The organism is Cupriavidus sp. H19C3 (assembly GCF_049393815.1).
Lineage (GTDB): Bacteria > Pseudomonadota > Gammaproteobacteria > Burkholderiales > Burkholderiaceae > Cupriavidus.
The window spans coordinates 3,601,426-3,615,058 of record NZ_CP184985.1; the positions used below are offsets into that span (position 1 = coordinate 3,601,426).

Sequence of the window (13,633 nt, forward strand, 5' to 3'; positions counted from 1 at the left end):
CGTGGTGCAGGCGCTGGTGGCGCGTGCCTCATATGCGATCCGTCACGCCGTGTCGGTCGTGTGAATTCCCCGCTACGGGGAAGCCTATCGACGCACCCCTGCCATAGAAAAAAATTTAAGTTTGTGTGCGGCAGCGGACGAACAGGCGGCATCCCTTGGCCTAGCGCGGCTGGCGGGAATGTGGCGCTGCCGCATCCGAGGAAAAGCGGGCGGAATGGCCCTTGTCAAGACTGTTCATCCGGCAACGATTCACTATACTTAGCCCAGTTTTTCGCGATGACCACTACATCTAGTGGTTATCTTCGGGGACCGCCCCAGATGTGAGGCCCGCGCCGCAAGCTCTTGCGACGCCGGCGCCACAGCAGCGGATGGGGCGGTAAGCATTACCAAAGTCCCTAGCAGAATGAACGCCTGTGCAGTTGGGTTCTCGCCCGGCAAAGCCGGATTCGAGAGTGTCTTCTGAAGCGCATTTTGCTAGGGACTTTGTCACTTCAAATACAAGGGGAACTACCTCATGCAAACGGCCCAGAACGAATTCGCCTCCGGCGTATCGGGCGTTGCCGGCGCTACCGGCACGTCGCAGTCCACCCCCGCCGCTGCGGGCGCAGGTTATCAGGACTACAAGATCATTCGCCGTAATGGCGCCGTGGTGGCGTTCGAGCCGAGCAAGATTGCCGTTGCCATGACCAAGGCCTTCCTGGCCGTCAATGGTGGCACCGGCGCCGCCTCCGCGCGCGTGCGCGAGCTGGTGGAACAACTGACCCAGAGCGTGGTGCGCGCGCTGCTGCGCAGCCGTCCCAATGGCGGCACGTTCCATATCGAGGACGTCCAGGATCACGTGGAACTGGCGCTGATGCGCTCGGGCGAACATGAGGTGGCCCGCGCCTACGTGCTCTATCGCGAGAAGCGTACCCAGGAACGCGCGCAAGCCAATGCACAGGCCGTGGCCCGCGTGCAGCAGGGCGGCGTGAGCGTCAATGTGACCGACGGCGGCACCGTCCGTCCGCTCGACCTGGTGGCGCTGCACGAGCTGATCGACACCGCCTGCAGCGGCCTGGGCGAAGGCGTGAGCGCCGAGCCGATCCTGAAGGAAACGCTCAAGAACCTGTACGACGGCGTGCCGATGACGCAGGTCTACGACTCGGCCATCCTGGCCGCGCGCACCCTGATCGAGAAGGATCCGGCCTACAGCCAGGTGACCGCACGCATCCTGCTGCACACCATCCGCAAGGAAATCCTCGGCGCCGAAGTGACCCAGGCCGAGATGGCCACGCGTTACGCCGAGTACTTCCCGAAGTTCATCGCGCGCGGCATCGAGGCCGAGCTGCTCGACGAGAAGCTCGCCACGTTCGACCTGGCCCGCCTGGGCGCGGCGCTGGACGCCTCGCGCGACTTCCAGTTCAACTACCTGGGCCTGCAGACCCTGTACGACCGCTACTTCCTGCACGTCGATGAGGCTCGCATCGAGATGCCGCAGGCCTTCTTCATGCGCGTGGCCATGGGCCTGGCGCTCGAAGAAAAGGATCGCGAAGCGCGCGCGATCGAGTTCTACCAGCTGCTGTCGTCGTTCGACTTCATGTCGTCCACGCCCACGCTGTTCAACGCGGGCACGCGCCGTTCGCAGCTGTCGTCGTGCTACCTGACCACGGTGTCGGACGACCTCGAAGGCATCTACGAGGCGCTCAAGGAAAACGCGCTGCTGTCGAAGTTTGCCGGCGGCCTGGGCAACGACTGGACCAACGTCCGTGCGCTGGGCTCGCATATCAAGGGCACCAACGGCAAGAGCCAGGGCGTGGTGCCGTTCCTCAAGGTGGTCAACGACACGGCCGTGGCCGTGAACCAGGGCGGCAAGCGCAAGGGCGCGGTCTGCGCGTACCTGGAAACGTGGCATCTGGACATCGAGGAGTTCCTGGAGCTGCGCAAGAACACCGGCGATGACCGCCGCCGTACGCACGACATGAACACGGCCAACTGGATTCCGGACCTGTTCATGAAGCGCGTGATGGAAAACGGCGAGTGGACGCTGTTCTCGCCCGCGACCTGCCCGGACCTGCACGACAAGGTCGGCAAGGAATTCGAAGCTGCCTACCTTGGCTACGAAGCCAAAGCGGCCAGCGGCGAACTGAAGCTGTTCAAGAAGATCCCGGCCATGCAGCTGTGGCGCAAGATGCTGGGCATGCTGTTCGAGACCGGCCATCCGTGGATCACCTTCAAGGATCCGTGCAACATCCGCAGCCCGCAGCAGCACGTGGGCGTGGTGCACAGCTCCAACCTGTGCACGGAGATCACGCTCAACACCAATGACAGCGAGATCGCGGTCTGCAACCTGGGCTCGGTCAACCTCGTCGCGCACCTGAAGCAGCAGGCCGACGGCACGCATGTGCTCGACCACGCCAAGCTGCAGAAGACCATCCGCACCGCGATGCGCATGCTCGATAACGTGATCGACATCAACTACTACGCGGTCAAGAAGGCGGAGAACTCGAACCTGCGCCACCGTCCGGTCGGCATGGGCATCATGGGCTTCCAGGACTGCCTGCACGTGCTGCGCGTGCCGTACGCGAGCGATGCCGCGGTGAAGTTCGCCGATACCTCGATGGAAGCCGTGTGCTACTACGCGTACCTGGCCTCGACCGAGCTGGCCGAGGAACGGGGTCGCTACAGCAGCTATACGGGCTCGCTGTGGGATCGTGGCATCCTGCCGCAGGACTCGCTCAAGCTGCTGGCCGAGCAACGCGGTGGCTACCTCGACGTCGACATGTCCGCCACGATGGACTGGGATACGCTGCGCGCCCGCATCAAGCAGCACGGCATGCGCAATTCGAACTGCATCGCGATCGCGCCGACCGCGACCATCTCGAACATCATCGGCGTGTCCGCCTGCATCGAGCCGACGTTCCAGAACCTGTACGTCAAGTCGAACCTGTCGGGCGAATTCACGGTGGTCAACGACTACCTGGTGCGCGACCTGAAGGCGCGCGGCCTGTGGGACGAAGTGATGGTGGCGGACCTGAAGTACTTCGACGGCTCGCTGGCCCGCATCGACCGCATTCCGCAAGACCTGCGCGACATCTATGCCACCGCGTTCGAAGTCGAGCCGACGTGGCTGGTGGAAGCCGCCAGCCGCCGGCAGAAGTGGATCGACCAGGCGCAGTCGCTGAACATCTACATGGCCGGCGCCTCGGGCAAGAAGCTGGACGACACCTACAAGCTGGCGTGGCTGCGCGGCCTGAAGACGACGTACTACCTGCGCACGATCGCCGCCACGCACGTGGAGAAGTCCACGGTGTCGCGCGGCTCGCTGAACGCGGTGTCGTCGGGCGCCGACACCGGCGGCGTCTCCGCGCTGGAAGCCGCCGCCGCCGCGGCCCCGGCCATGCCGGAAGCCGAAGGCGCGGTCTGCACGATGCGCCCGGGCGACCCCGGCTTCGACGAGTGCGAAGCCTGCCAGTAAGCCAGTTCCATACGCTATCACCGCGTCATCACCGCGCCATACCGGTTGCGTACGCGGCGCCCCTGACGCAGGGGCGCCGCCGGCAAAGCGGTCCGGGCCCGACGGTTTGCGCCCGAGGGTCCTGCACCCCAGGTCCGCGCCCGAGAGCCTGCACCTGAGGGTCCGCTTTTCACGCAACCGCGAACACTAATCGGAGAATCATCATGCTGAGCTGGGACGACGACGTTCAAGCCACACCGCAAGCTGCGCCGCAGCCTGCGCTACAACCCGCCACCCGCGCTACCGCCGACGAACAGGGCGCGCTGCCGCCCGCGGCCACGCAGCCGAGCGGGATTCTGGGCAACCACCCCAACGCCGCCGCCGCGCAAAGCGAGCGTCGCGTGAACGCGGCCGACAAGCGCGTGATCAACGGCTCGACCGACGTCAACCAGCTGGTGCCGTTCAAGTACAAGTGGGCGTGGGAAAAGTACCTCGCCGGCTGCGCCAACCACTGGATGCCGCAGGAAATCAACATGTCGCGCGACATCGCCCTGTGGAAGGACCCGAACGGCCTGACCGAGGACGAGCGCCGCATCATCAAGCGCAACCTGGGCTTCTTCGTGACGGCCGACTCGCTCGCCGCCAACAACATCGTGCTGGGCACGTACCGCCAGATCACGGCGCCCGAGTGCCGCCAGTACCTGCTGCGCCAGGCCTTCGAGGAGGCCATCCACACGCACGCGTACCAGTACATCGTGGAGTCGCTCGGCCTCAATGAAGCCGAGATCTTCAACGCGTACCACGAAGTGGCGTCGATCCGCGACAAGGACGAGTTCCTGATCCCGTTCATCGACACGCTGACCGATCCGTCGTTCAAGACCGGCACGCTCGAGACCGACCAGAAGCTGCTGAAGTCCCTGATCGTGTTCGCCTGCATCATGGAAGGCCTGTTCTTCTATGTCGGCTTCACGCAAATCCTGGCCATGGGCCGCCAGAACAAGATGACCGGTGCCGCCGAGCAGTACCAGTACATCCTGCGCGACGAGTCCCTGCACTGCAACTTCGGTATCGACCTGATCAACCAGATCAAGCTCGAAAACCCGCACCTGTGGACCGCCGAGTTCAAGGCCGAGATCGTCGAACTGTTCAAGAAGGCCGTCGACCTCGAATATCGCTATGCCGAAGACACCATGCCGCGCGGCGTGCTGGGGCTGAATGCACCGATGTTCAAGTCGTACCTGCGCTTCATCTGCAACCGCCGCTGCCAGCAGATCGGCCTCGACCAGCTGTTCCCGAACGAGGAAAACCCGTTCCCGTGGATGAGCGAGATGATCGACCTGAAGAAGGAACGCAACTTCTTCGAAACCCGCGTGATCGAGTATCAGACGGGTGGGGCGCTGTCGTGGGATTGAGCGCTCAGCGCTGACCCGGCAGGACGACCGCTACGGTCCGTCCTCGCGCATCGCCAAAAAGCCCGGCAAGATTTGCCGGGCTTTTTGTTTGTGTCGGCCCCTGCCTGGCCATCCATGCCACGCCGGACGGCACGATGCACTCACCGATGCAGTTTCCTCACCACGCTCGACTGGCTGATGCCCAGGGCACGCGCGACGTCGCGGGTGTTGCCGTGGGTGCGCAGGGCGTCTTCGATCAGGCGGCGTTCGAAGCGGCTGACCCGCTGGCGGAAGGAGCTCTCGGGATGGGCTTCCAGTACCTCGGGCGGCAGTACGCCGTCGAGCAGGGCGGGTTCGATCAGGTCGCCCTGGCTGGTCACGACCAGTCGTTCCACCACGTTGCGCAGCTCGCGCACGTTGCCGGGCCAGTCGTGGGCGATCAGCAGGGCCATGGCCTGTTCCGAGACCATGCGGCGCAGGCCGTAGCGCGCGTTGAATTCCTCCAGGAAGCTGAACACCATGGGCGCGACATCGTCCTTGCGCTCGGCCAGCGGGGGCACCTGGATCGGGACGACGTTGAGCCGGTAGTAGAGATCGTCGCGAAAGGTGCGGTCCGCGACCATGGCCTTGAGGTCGCGGTTGGTGGCGGCCACGATGCGTACGTCCACCGGCACCGTGCGCGTCGCGCCCAGCCGCACGATGACGCGATCCTGCAGCACCTGCAGGAGCTTGACCTGCAGGTCGAGCGGCATGTCGCCGATTTCGTCGAGGAACAGCGTGCCGCGGTTGGCCAGTTCGATCAGGCCCGCCTTGCCGTGCTTCTGCGCGCCGGTGAACGCCCCGCCTTCGTAGCCGAACAGTTCCGACTCGAGCAGGTCGCGCGGCACCGCGCCGCAGTTGATCTTGATGAGTGGCCCATTGGCCCGCGCGCTCTCGCGGTGGATCAGGCGCGTGATGACATCCTTGCCGGCCCCGGACGGACCGGTCACCAGCACCGTCGCATCCACCTTGGCGACGCGCATGGCCAGCGACGCCACGCGCTGCATGGCTTCGCTCCGCAGGATCAGTCCGTCCACGCTGAGGTTCTGGCTGCGCAGCGCGCGTACCTCGTCGTCGACGCGCTGCAGTTCGGCCTTGGCCTTGGCCAGCGCGTCCTGCAACTGGACGAGCTCGGTGGTGTCGCGCGAATTGATGATGACCTTGCGCACACGGCCGGTATCGTCGAGCAGCGGGATGCCCGTCACCATGATGGTCTTGCCGGTGTGGGTGCGCTGCGTCGTCGTGATGCGTTGCGCGGTGCGTGCCACGTGTTGCGCGACCACCGGGCGGATCCAGCCCTTCTGTTCGAATTCCGATACATGGTGGCCGATCAGGTCGCTGGCGCGCACATCGTAGTTGCGCTCGCATCCTTCATTGACCATCACGGTCACGCCGTCGCCGTCGGCCACGAAGATGCCGTCGAACGAGTTGCGGAAGATTTCCTCCAGATCCTTGCATAGCTGGCGCTGCCGGCCGAGGTCCGGAAAGATGCCGGCGCAATGGTGCTCCGGCAGCAGCCAGAGCAGATGGCCCTCGGCCGTGGCGGAGGTGCCGACGTAGTACGCGCCGCCGGACACCTGCAGCCGCTCGGGCGCGGCGCCGCGGTCGTCGCCGAGCAACAGCGCGACGGCACGCTCGCCGTCGTCCGTGGTCCTCGCCTCGGCCAGCGCATGGCGCGCCAGTGCGTTCTGCCACAGCAGTTGTCCGTCGCGCACCCAGGCCATGCCGATGGGGACGTCTTCCAGTATCGCCAACATGCTTTCCAAGTGTCTTCCCCGTCTTGCCGCGCGGTACGTGCCGAGCTGGGACTTATACCACCGGCCCGATACGCCTCCGATGCTGCGACGCACCACGCAAAAATGCATCAGCGCGCCGCAGATGCGGTTCAGCCACGCGCGCCTCCATCGTGCGCCCATCCGCGCAGGCAAGCAAACACCGCGATAGCAGGTTCCGGCACGGCGATTGCAGTAGAGAGCCGGCGTCCGGCGCGTTCACACGCGTGACCGAGACGCAGCCCTGCCGGCAGGCGGGCATAACCATGGAGACACGCAATGATTGAGTTATCGCAGGACGCAGCGCTCGTGGGCCAGGCCATCGCGCCAGACGCCCACGCCGCGCGCGGGGCGCGCGACGCCGTGAATACCCCCGCATTCCATCGGCTGGTGGAGGCCAGGCGACGCATCGTGGTGCCGCTGCTGGGCGTGAGCCTCGCCTATATCTTCGCCATGACCCTGCTCGCCGGTTACGGCAAGCCGCTGATGGCCATCAAGGTGTGGGGCGCATTCAATCTCGGCTACCTGATGGTCCTGGCGACCTATCTGCTGTGCTGGGTGGTGGCCGTGATCTACGTGCGTGTGGCCAACCGGACGTTCGAGGCGCTGGGTCAGGAGGCGGTGGCGGAAGTCCGCAGGGGAGCCGCATCATGAAGGCGCTCACGATCGGCATCTTCCTCGTGATCCTCACGCTGACGCTGGTGATCACCTACTGGGCCGCGCGCAAGACCAACACCGCGAGCGAGTTCTACGCAGCCGGCGGCAACCTGACCGCGCGCGCCAATGGCTTTGCGCTGGCCGGGGACTGGATGAGCGCGGCGGCGTTCCTCGGCTTCTCCGGACTGATCGCCACCAGCGGCATGGACGGCTCGCTCTACGCGGTGGCCGCGCTGACGGCGTTCCTGGTGGTGCTGATGCTGGTGGCCGAGCCCGTACGCAATACGGGACGCTTCACCTATGGCGACGTGATCGCCGAACGCATGCGCAGCCGGCATGCGCGCCTGGCCGCGGTGATCGGCACCTTTGTGGTCAACCTCGCGTACATGGTGCCGCAGATGGCCGGCGCCGGCGCGCTGATCAAGCTGATGCTCGGCATTTCGTACGAGGCGGCGGTGGTCATGGTCGGCATCGGCATGATCGTGTACGTCCTGTTCGGCGGCATGATCGCGACGACGTGGGTGCAGATCGTCAAGGCGGTGCTGCTGCTGGCGGCGGCGGCCGTGCTGGTGGTCATGCTGCTCGCGGCCGTGAAGTTCGAACCGCTGACGCTGTTCTCCGCGGTCGAAGCGCGCTACGGCGCTCACATGCTGCTGCCGGGCGGCTACTTCAAGCACGCGCTCGATCCGTTGTCGCTGTTCCTGTCGTTTATCTTCGGCGTGGCGGGATTGCCGCACATCATGACGCGGTTCTATACCGTGCCCGATGCGCGCACCGCACGCAAATCCGTGCTCTGGCTGATGTTCCTCGCCGGCAGCTTCTTCCTCGTGACCACGCTGATCGGCTTTGCCTCGGCGATGTTCGTGGGCCAGGATGCCATCCGCGCGGCGGACAAGGGCGGCAATCTTGCCCTGCCGCTGCTCGCACAGTACCTCGGCGGGGGCCCGGGCACCTTCGGCGGGCAGTTCTTCCTCGCGTGCATCTGCGCGGTGGCGTTTGCCGCCATTCTCGCGGTGGTCGCCGGCCTGACGCTGGCATCGTCGGGTGCGATCGCGCACGACCTGTACGTCAACGTCATCCGCCGCGGCGAGGTGCCCGAGGCGGAACAGGTGCGCGTGGCGCGGCTGGCCACGCTCGCCGTGGGCGTGCTCGCGGTGGCGCTCGGCCTGCTGGCGCAGGGCATCAATGTGGGCGTGCTGGTGATTCTCGCCATCGCGATTGCGGCATCGGCCAACTTCCCGATCATCGTGCTGTCGATGTTCTGGCGCCGCTTCAACACCGCCGGCGTGATCGGGGGTGTCACCGCGGGCCTGGTGTCGTCGGTGGTGCTCGCTTTCCTCGGCCCGGCGTTCCTCAAGGACCAGGCCGTCTTCCCCATCGTCAATCCCACCGTGCTGAGCATGCCGATCGGCTTTCTGGGCGCGTGGCTGTGTACGGTGATGAGCCGGCGCAGCGCCGAGCACGAGAACCGCTTCGACGCGTTCGTGTTCCGGGCGCAGACGGGCGTGGCCCCGGAGTCGGCTACGGGCCGGGATTGAGGTTTTGCATGCGTACGCAGTGACGGGTTTTTTCTTGTTTTTCTTGGAGACATAGATGGATATTCAGGGCGTTGTTTTCGATCTGTACGGCACGCTTTACGACGTGCATTCGGTGGCCGGGCGCTGCAGCGAGTTCTATCCGAGCCGCGGCATGGAGATGAGCATGCTGTGGCGGCAGAAGCAGCTCGAATACACCTGGCTGCGCAGCCTGATGGGGCAATACCTGTCGTTCGAGCAGGCCACCGAGGACGCACTCGTGTACACGTGCAACCGGCTCGGGCTCGACCTCGACGCGCGTACCCAGGCCATCCTGTGCGAGGAATACCTCAAGCTCAGCCCCTATCCGGAAACGCCGGCCGCGCTGGCCACGCTGCAGGCCATGGGGTTGCCGCTGGCCATCCTGTCGAACGGCTCGGTGCATTCGATCCATCGTGTGGTCAGCCATTCCGGCCTGCAGGACCGCTTTGCCCATCTGATCAGCGTGGAGAACGTGGCGGTATTCAAGCCGCATCGCACGGTGTACGAACTCGGCGAGCAGACCTTTGGCGTGGCCCGTGATCGCATCCTGTTCGTGTCGTCGAACGCGTGGGATGCTTCCGGTGCCAAGCACTTCGGCTATCACGTGGCCTGGGTGAACCGCACGGGCAATACGTTCGAGGAGCTCGGCGTGCGCCCCGACATCGAGGTGAAGTCGCTCGACGGGCTGGCCCCCTGGGTACGCGAGCGCGCTGAAGCCTGACCGGCTGACAGGCCATACCGGAGAGCCGGCGGCGTGTGCCGCCGGCTTTTTTTTTCATGACGGCATGCGCCGCGGCGCATAGCCGAGCGCCAGCGAATCGTAGATCGGTGGCGCCAGCCCGCGTGCCACGGCGTGGCCGACCAGCGAAGCGGTCATCAGCGGCAGTGCGGCGTCGAGCGAGCCGGACATCTCCATCACGATCACGAACGACATCACGGGATGGCGCGTGACGGCGGCCAGATAGCCGGACATCGACAGCGCGATCGATGTCGCGCTGTCCGCCATCAGCCACGGCTGGAGCGCCGCGCCGAAGGCTGCGCCGATGGTGAGCGACGGCACGAAGATGCCGCCTGGAATGCCGGCCAGGCAGGTCAGCAGCAAGGCGAGCAGATAAGCCAGCGGATAGGCCAGCGGATACGCCATGGATAAGGCGCTACCCGCGCTCAGCGCCTGGATGGTCTGGTGGCCAGTGCCGAACATGGGAGGGCCCGCCGCCAGCGTCAACGCCGCCACGGCAAGGCCGCAGCAGGCGCTGAACCAGACCGGATGCTGTGTGCGCAGTCGTGCCATGGCAGGCGGCATCCAGCGTGCCGGATGCACCAGCAGCCACGAGAACGCACTGCCGGCCAGCCCTGTCACCAATCCCGCCGCCAGCGCCGCGCCGAGCGTCCAGTGCGCCGATTCGCGCACGCTCACGGCATGGAGCAGCGGCGCGCGCCCAGTCATGGCGGCGCTGGCGCAGGCTACCAGCACGACCATGAAAAGCGGGCCATACAGGCGCGGTTCGAACCGCCGCAGCAGGCGCTCGGCAGCGAAGGCCAGGCCGGCAAGCGGGGTCTGGAACGCGGCGGCAAGGCCGGCGGCAGCGCCGAGCACGATGAACCGGCGTGCCCACGCGCGCGCGGCGGCCTCGTGCGGGGCGGGCGTCCAGCGGCGCAGCCGATGCATGACGACGGCGCCGACGAACACCGTCGGGCCTTGCCGCCCCACCGGCAAACCGCCGGCCGTCGCCAGCACCGTCAGTCCGATCCTGGCCAGCGCCAGCCGCACCGTCAGCAGCCGCAGCCTGACGGCCTCGCCGCCATGCAATGCGGCGAGCGTCTGCGGAATGCCGCTGCCCTCCGCACCGGCAAAGTAGCGCCGGGTCAGCCAGACCGAGGCGGCGCCGACGGCAGGGCAGAGCAGCAGCATGATGGGGGCATGGCCGGTGACGGCGCCGACGAACCACCTGTGCGCCTGCTCGATCAACCATGCGTAGGCCGATGCCATCGCGCCGATCGCCAGCGCGCCAGTCACCAGTGCGCCGATCCATCGCGCGCGTTGCCGCAGCCATTGGCTTTGCATCTCGCGTCGCGGTAACGCGTTCGGTATCCGGCCTGGCATGGTGTCTCCGTACGTTGTTGGGATGGGCATCTGCGATGGGCTGCCGTAACGCAGATACCGTGCCAGCGATGCGAGCACCGTGCGCGATGGCCCGGGGCGTGCGCGGCGCCGCCGTCGGGTGCGCGGTGCCGCGCGACGTTGCGCGTCTCTTGTGCGTCCCCTGTGCGTCCCCTGTGCGTCCCCTGTGCGTCCCTTGCGCGGAGCGCGACCGCGCCGCGCCGGTGAGACGATCGAGCAGATTATCGATCCAGGCGGCACATCGGAGACATGGGCTAGCGTCCTACTCTTCCTGTGTAGACGCGCAGCACGAACACGAACCCCGCTTCAAGGACCGGGCTTCGGTTTTGCGGCGCGGGGGGCGCCACGCACCGGCGTGGTGTCGAATCCAGTCTTGCAGGAGGTATTCATCATGCGTTCCGTTTCTCTCAAGCATCTTGTGTCGGTGGCAGTGGTTGCCGCCGCGGCGTCGGTATCGTTTGCCGCCAATGCGGCGGATGTGGTTGGCAATAGCGCGTCGGCTGGCCCAGCGCCTGTGACGCACGCCAGTCTGATGAAGGAGCTGCAGGCGCTGCGCGACGTTGGTTACGACATGTCGGACGACAAGTTTCCCGAGTCGCTGGAGCGCGCCCAGCGCAAGCTGGAGGCCAAGCGTCGCGGCGAGCCGGTCGGGTCGGTGCAGTGAGGACTTCGTGGGTGTTGTATTTTGTCCGGGTGTAATTGATTCCTACAATAACACCCGGATATAATCTCCTGCATCTCGACCATTGCAGGAGACCTGATGCGTTCCACTCGACCCCCAACTGCCGCCAGGGCCGCTGCGCCCACGGCCTCCCGGGCCTCCACCGCCCCCACCGCCGCGGCATTCGCCACCGCCTTTGCCGATGAGCAGGTGCTCGCGCGCGGGTCTCATCTGCAGGTCGCGCTGGCGATCAAGGCGGCGCTGGAGGGCGGATCCACGGCCACGATCCTGAGCTTCGACGATGCCACCGGCCGCCAGCTCGACTTCGATCTGCGCGGTTCGGCGGAAGACGTCGCCGCGCGCCTGTCGACGTCCGACGCCGGCGCCGAAAAGAAGCGGGCGGGCCGGCCCGCGCTTGGCGTTGCCGCGCGTGAGGTCACGCTGCTGCCACGGCATTGGGAATGGCTCGCGGACCAGCCCGGCGGCGCGTCATCGACGTTGCGGCGACTGGTCGATGCGGCCAGTCAGGCGCCGGAAGCCAGTATCCGCCGCGCCCAGCAGGCAGCGGACCGCTTCATGTCGACCATGCTGGGCAACCACCCCGGCTACGAGGAAGCCGCGCGCGCGCTCTATGCATCGGATCGCGAGCGCTTCATGGCATTGAGCCGGAAGTGGCCGAAGGATCTGCGCGAACATGCGCGCCGGCTGGCGGCGGGGGCGTTTGTGCAGGCCGTTTGATCGCACCCTGTGAGCGGCCCCTGTGAGCGGTCCCTGTGAGCGGGTGCCGGACGCGAGGCGGCCACGGCCATGGTTTCGCCCCGCAATTTTTTACAATCCGGCGGCCGCCGACAGCGCTAGCCTATGGGGTATCGACATTCCCTGTTTGTGACCGATCATGCCAATCGAAGTCCCCGCCCTCGGCTTTAACAGCGACAACATCGCCGGTGCCGCGCCTGAAGTCATCGAAGCCCTCGTCGCGTGCAACGCCGGGCAGAGCGCGCCGTATGGCAACGACGAATACACCGCGCGCGTGGAGCGCAAGTTCGCCGAGCTGTTCGAGCGCGACGTCGACGTCTTCCTGGTGCCCACCGGCACCACCGCCAACGCGCTGTGCCTGGCCACGATGACGCCGCCGTGGGGCAGCATCCTGTGCCATCCCGGCAGCCATATCAACAACGACGAGTGCGGTGCGCCCGAGTTCTATACCGCCGGCGCCAAGATCGTTACCGTCGACGGCCCGGCGGCCAAGATGGATCCGGCGCGGCTGCGACAGGCGGCGACGTCCAAGGTGGGCGACGTGCATACCGTGCAGCCCGCCGTGGCCAGCATCACGCAGGCCACCGAAGTCGGCAGCATCTATCGGGTCGACGACATCGGCGCCATCGCCGAGGTGTGCCGTGCCGCGTCGATCGGCTTGCATATGGATGGCTCGCGTTTCGCGAATGCCCTGGTCGCGCTCGGCTGCACCCCGGCGGAGATGACCTGGAAGGCCGGCGTGGACGCGTTGTCGTTCGGTGCCACGAAGAACGGCGTGCCCTGCGCGGAGGCGATCGTGCTCTTCGACAAGACGCGGGCCGCCGAGATGGGCTATCGTCGCAAGCGCGCCGGACATCTGTTCTCGAAGATGCGTTTCCTGTCCGCCCAGATCGACGCCTACCTCGAGAACGACCTGTGGCTGCGCAATGCGCGCCAGGCCAATGCCATGGCAAAGCGCCTGGCCGACGGCATTCGTCATCTCGATGGCGTGGAGATCCTGGACGGCGCGGAGGCCAATATCCTGTTCTGCCGGTTGCCGGACGCCACCATCAAGGGCCTGCTCGCTGCCGGATTCCGCTTTTACGCGGAACGCTGGGGCCCGGGCGTGGTGCGCTTTGTCACCTCGTTTGCCACGCAGCAGGCCGATGTCGACCACCTCGTGGCCCATATCGTCCGGCTTGCACGCTGACACGGGCGGGACCTCGGCCGTCGGCACGCACATAGGCCAGCAACGGGTCAGTAACGG

At 66.2% G+C, this 13,633-nt stretch carries 10 protein-coding genes; 8 read left to right on the plus strand and 2 right to left on the minus strand.

All coding sequences use genetic code 11. The annotated features are described in order from the left end of the window. Nucleotides 1-514: 514 nt before the first annotated feature. Together DFLDMN_RS16670 and DFLDMN_RS16675 are read left to right on the plus strand one after the other, a co-directional pair. Nucleotides 515-3,454, plus strand: a complete 2,940-nt coding sequence (locus tag DFLDMN_RS16670) for a ribonucleoside-diphosphate reductase subunit alpha (protein WP_423195980.1) — start codon at nt 515-517, stop codon at nt 3,452-3,454. Between the two features lie 203 nt (nt 3,455-3,657). After that, complete coding sequence (locus tag DFLDMN_RS16675; RefSeq protein WP_423195981.1) at nt 3,658-4,845, plus strand: ribonucleotide-diphosphate reductase subunit beta; 1,188 nt, start codon at nt 3,658-3,660, stop codon at nt 4,843-4,845. Between the two features lie 140 nt (nt 4,846-4,985). Here the strand turns inward: DFLDMN_RS16675 and DFLDMN_RS16680 are convergent, their stop codons facing one another. Beyond that, on the minus strand, nt 4,986-6,620 hold the full coding sequence (locus DFLDMN_RS16680) for a sigma-54 interaction domain-containing protein (RefSeq protein ID WP_423195982.1): 1,635 nt from the start codon (nt 6,618-6,620) through the stop codon (nt 4,986-4,988). 294 nt (nt 6,621-6,914) lie between these two features. Between DFLDMN_RS16680 and DFLDMN_RS16685 the strand changes: the two genes are divergently transcribed. Genes DFLDMN_RS16685 through DFLDMN_RS16695 form a run of 3 tightly spaced genes read left to right on the plus strand, consistent with a single transcriptional unit; the run spans nt 6,915 to nt 9,569 of the window. Next, entirely contained in the window at nt 6,915-7,289 is a 375-nt protein-coding gene (locus DFLDMN_RS16685; RefSeq protein ID WP_423195983.1) for a DUF485 domain-containing protein, read from the plus strand. After that, nucleotides 7,286-8,830 carry a solute symporter family protein gene (locus tag DFLDMN_RS16690; protein ID WP_423195984.1) on the plus strand — a complete coding sequence of 515 codons (1,545 nt, stop codon included), beginning with the start codon at nt 7,286-7,288 and terminating at the stop codon, nt 8,828-8,830. Before DFLDMN_RS16685 ends, DFLDMN_RS16690 begins: the two co-directional genes overlap by 4 nt. A gap of 55 nt (nt 8,831-8,885) precedes the next feature. Further along, the gene (locus tag DFLDMN_RS16695; RefSeq protein ID WP_423195985.1) at nt 8,886-9,569 is read left to right on the plus strand and encodes a haloacid dehalogenase type II; all 684 of its coding nucleotides are present in this window, start codon (nt 8,886-8,888) and stop codon (nt 9,567-9,569) included. 54 nt (nt 9,570-9,623) lie between these two features. Here the strand turns inward: DFLDMN_RS16695 and DFLDMN_RS16700 are convergent, their stop codons facing one another. After that, on the minus strand, nt 9,624-10,913 hold the full coding sequence (locus DFLDMN_RS16700) for a chloride channel protein (protein ID WP_423195986.1): 1,290 nt from the start codon (nt 10,911-10,913) through the stop codon (nt 9,624-9,626). A 448-nt stretch (nt 10,914-11,361) separates the two neighbouring features. Between DFLDMN_RS16700 and DFLDMN_RS16705 the strand changes: the two genes are divergently transcribed. From DFLDMN_RS16705 to DFLDMN_RS16715, 3 genes are all read left to right on the plus strand, one after another. Continuing rightward, nucleotides 11,362-11,634, plus strand: a complete 273-nt coding sequence (locus DFLDMN_RS16705) for a DUF4148 domain-containing protein (RefSeq protein ID WP_423195987.1) — start codon at nt 11,362-11,364, stop codon at nt 11,632-11,634. 96 nt (nt 11,635-11,730) lie between these two features. Further along, a complete protein-coding gene (locus tag DFLDMN_RS16710) occupies nt 11,731-12,369 on the plus strand; it encodes a DUF2239 family protein (RefSeq protein WP_423195988.1) in 639 nt (212 codons plus the stop codon). 157 nt (nt 12,370-12,526) lie between these two features. Further along, on the plus strand, nt 12,527-13,576 hold the full coding sequence (locus DFLDMN_RS16715) for a threonine aldolase family protein (RefSeq protein ID WP_423195989.1): 1,050 nt from the start codon (nt 12,527-12,529) through the stop codon (nt 13,574-13,576). The last annotated feature ends 57 nt before the right edge of the window (nt 13,577-13,633 follow it).